Genomic DNA, 4,104 nt, shown 5'->3' on the forward strand with positions numbered 1-4,104 from the left:
ACAAGGCAGTGCCACCGAATACGCCAATACCAGGTATTATTATAGTGATGGCGGTAACAGGGCCATCCATTATACGGAATCCCTGGTGGATTCAGCCACCAGCACGTATCTGACAAGCAAGAGTTATTATGACGAAGGCGGGAGATTGGAAAAGACGGTCGTTGATGCCGTGGGCGGCGGCTTGAATGAAACAACCTATTTTGAGTACGATAAGTTAAGCCGTCTGACCCTGCGCCATGACGCCTACACCAGCGGGCTGGAAATGATAACGGATAATGTCTATGACAATGCCGGCAGATTGACAGATACCTACCGATATCCCAATGGTGGAAGCCGGGGCGATTACCATACCATGTATACTCATAACGACCGGGGACAAACACTTGAGGTCTACGATGCCAATGGGATATATGCAAATCCGGATTACTGGATAACCAAGAACACTTATTACGTGGATGGTAAACTAAAGAAAACGGAAAACGCCGAAGGCGGCGAGACGTCCTACACCTATAATAACGATGGGACGACCGCCACGATGACCTATAAGCGTGACGCCTCGAACTCCGGGACGACCACTTATGCTTATCTTGATAACGGCTGGCTGGAGACGACGACCTATCCTGACAGCACCGTGGTAACACTCGGATATGACGCTAACGGGAACTTAACGAGCAGACAAGACCAGAACGGGCACGAGATAACCTTTGGCTTTGATGATAATAACCGGCTCACGTCTAAGGTGGTGAGCGTGACAGACACCGTTACATATACACTTGATGCGAATGGGAATCCCCTGACCGTGGACGACCCGACCACTGATATTGATAACACCTATGATTATCTCAATCGGCTGACACAGGTGGTGGATAATAAGCTGAGTAAAACTATAACCTACGCCTATTACGAAGACGGAACCCGTAAGGAGATGAATGGGCCTGAAACCGGTGATAGCGATAAGGTGCAATACGCCTATGATAAAGCCAAGCGGTTATATACGGTAAAATACGGCACCACTCCCACCACCGAAGAAACGAATACCTATAACGCGCTTGGGCAAATTACGCAGAAGACCTTGGGCAACAGCTCTTCGGTGACTTATACCTATAACACCACCACGCGTTGGTTAACAGGGGTTTATAATAACAACACCTCATCCTCAACCTTAATCTCTTCCTTTGTCTATACTCATGACCTTGTGGGAAATCGGATAAGCATGGCTTTGAACGGAGGCGATTCCGTCAGCTTTGGATTTGACAAAACATATCAATTGACAAACGAGACCAGAACTGGTAGCATCACGTATACTAATATATTTGTCTATGATAAAGCGGGAAACAGGAAGCAACAGGGAAGAACAAATAGCGCTGGAACGGTTACGTATTATTCGGATTACAATGATGCTAACCAATTAATTAGCGATACTGTGAACGCAACCACGAACATTTACAGCTATAACAATAACGGGGATATGATAGGCAAGACCGATGGCACGAACACCTGGGCGTGGGCATATAGCTACGAGGATATGATAGTGAGTTATTACGATTCGATTTCGGGGAATACGGGAAGTTATGTCACGGACGCGATGGGTAGGCGTATTAGCAAGACAGCTAATGGCGTGACGGAGAAGTTTATACATGATGGACATAATGTAATCGCCGATTATGATGGCAGTAATACTCTATTGGCAAAATACGTAACGCCTGGGTTGGATAATAATTTATTGGTTATTACAGGGGGGAATACTTACTACTATATGCATGATGGTTTAGGGTCAGTTGTAAATCTCGTGTCATCTGTGCAATCTGTGGCTAACAGTTACGATTACAATGCATTTGGTGAAATGCTCGCCTCAACCGAAACGGTGATTAATAGGTATAAGTATACGGGCAGGGAATTGGATTCAGAAACAGGGACATATCATTACCGTCCACGGCAATATCACCAGATGCTGGGGCGGTTTAATCGGAGAGACCCGATAGGGTATGATGATGGAATCAACATTTATACTTATGTCCACAATAATCCGGTAAACCACAGAGATCCATTAGGATTAGGTGGTGGTAATGTTGTTAGCGGGACAGGAGACCAAGAAAAGCCTACTGGAACAGATGAAAAGCTTAATTGTTGCGAGGGATGCAAAATGGAAGGGACTGTCTTGATAGAACCAGTTAGAACTGATGGGTATAAAATCATAGTAAAAATGAGTCAAACGCCGGTTTTCGAGTCAAAATATGTTTCTGGCTATAAAGGGGACAAAAGGGGGAACGAGTGTTGTAAATGGAGTATCAAGTGGTGGGATTGCTACAGTAAAGCGCCATCAGAAAAAGCAGAAGAATATAAAGAACACACATTCAATATAAACCCTCTTTATTCTAGCCCTACTATTGCTGATCCGCGTAGACATACAGTGTTTCGTGAGCCCAATAGTTCACCAGATCCTGTAAATATAGAGACTACAAAAGGGTCCTGGGTTTGTTCTAATAAGAGAGGAAAATGGACGTGTTATAATAATAGGCCCAAGAGTAATGCATTATTGTATTACCCCATTGAGTATGGATTTGGGAGGACGCCGTATAACACGCCCGTGATTGGTACATTGACAGGCTGGCAATACTCTTTCGGAAATCCTCCCGGAGTGGGAAATGAATTAACAGGACAAGAGAAAAACACAACATTATCAGATGAAGGAATACAATGAGGAGGTATATATGGAAGAAGGTAAGAAAAAGGCGCAAGTACCCATGCACGTAAAAAGACCGATTGTTCTGGTGGCTGTTGTCGTATTCGCTTTTTTGATAATAGCCGTTCTTTTTAGATACAAAGGGATGCGTAACAATGAATCAAGGGCAATAAATTATTTAAAAAACTTTAAGTTTCTAGAGATAGAATGGCATCAGGAAGATTATGACGGGAACGGTAAGCATGAATACTGGACATACGATATCTCCTGTCTGGTAAGGATTCCAAATCGGGATGGTAAAATTTGGCATCCTCTGGCTGCGGCGGATGGCGCCCCGGCGGAACGGAATGACGCTTTCGATAAAGACTGGTGGCAAGGGAGTTCTCGTGATGGTTGGATTGGTTACTTTTACCGTGCCATGCTAAAAGACGAAACCGGTACGCCTTATAACCAGAACGAATTTAAAGGCATCAAGGCACTGAATGAATTTAAATTCGGTATCGTTGCCTACCCATCAGAATACAACTCAACCGGTCGGTTGACCTTTATCATAAATGAAAAGGGGGTTATTTACTACAAGAATACCAAGGGCGAACCGGTGCTGGAATGGCCTGCTGAAAACCCGCAAACCGCTGGTTGGCAACTGGTGGAAGAAATTGAATAGCAACAAAAACCCAACGATGGGACGAAAGATAAATCAACCGACACTAAACAAGATAAGTAGTTCGAACATATCCCGCAAGGGATAGAAAGGAGATACCTGTATGTTGGACAACCTGATTTCGGTCTCGTTTACTCCGGCCGAGTTAGCCGATATGGATACGGCTTTGACCTATTTTATTCCCGCCTGACAAGGGTGGCGGGCAGGCGTTATGGTCAGCTTTTGGTAGTTTAATCTTGAACTTAATCCCAAAAACTCCATTTTATTCGTTCCCAATAACTCAATATATTGCGTTTGGCAGTCTAAGGCAGTGCATACTATATCTATAATACTAAGGACTTAGGCCCTAAATCCAATAAAGGCATGTTTGATTTTCGGCAGGTGGTAGGGGGGTACGGTAGGGTCCAATACCCCCTTTGTAACAATCTAATACCCCGAAGCAAATATCCTAATGGGTTTAACAGAGTAAATCCAATGGGGGGTAGGGTAGGGGGTAACGGTCTAAAAGACTGGGAATAATACCCGAAAGTAAGTATCCTAATCCCCCAAAGCAAATAAACTAATACTCTGAAGCAAACATCCTAATGGTCTTGACATGCCGAAACCAATAGGGGGTAGGGTAGGGGGTAATAGGGTGAAAGATTAGAAATAAGGGGTACGGAAAAATAAAATACTGTGCTATTGATAAACCCATTTAGAACGCCGTGATATTAACTAATATGAGATACCTATTTATCTATCTGCAATATAATAATGCCGG

Annotated in this window: 2 protein-coding genes; both read left to right on the forward strand. The window is 43.9% G+C overall.

Annotation, left to right across the window (positions count from 1 at the left end):
* A partial coding sequence (locus HY811_08025; GenBank protein MBI4834747.1) for an RHS repeat-associated core domain-containing protein occupies window positions 1-2,701 on the forward strand: 2,701 nt, incomplete at its 5' end.
* A gap of 10 nt (window positions 2,702-2,711) precedes the next feature.
* Window positions 2,712-3,347: a DUF2950 family protein gene (locus HY811_08030; protein MBI4834748.1), complete on the forward strand. Its 636-nt coding sequence runs from the start codon at window positions 2,712-2,714 to the stop codon at window positions 3,345-3,347.
* Window positions 3,348-4,104 lie beyond the last annotated feature (757 nt).

The sequence above is a fragment of the Planctomycetota bacterium genome, assembly GCA_016207825.1.
Lineage (GTDB): Bacteria > Planctomycetota > MHYJ01 > JACQXL01 > JACQZI01 > JACQZI01.

What these genes read in the sequence shown, in the direction of transcription:
- HY811_08030 (MBI4834748.1), top strand. Translation starts at nt 2,712, where the DNA reads ATGGAAGAAGGTAAGAAAAAGGCGCAAGTACCCATGCACGTAAAAAGA.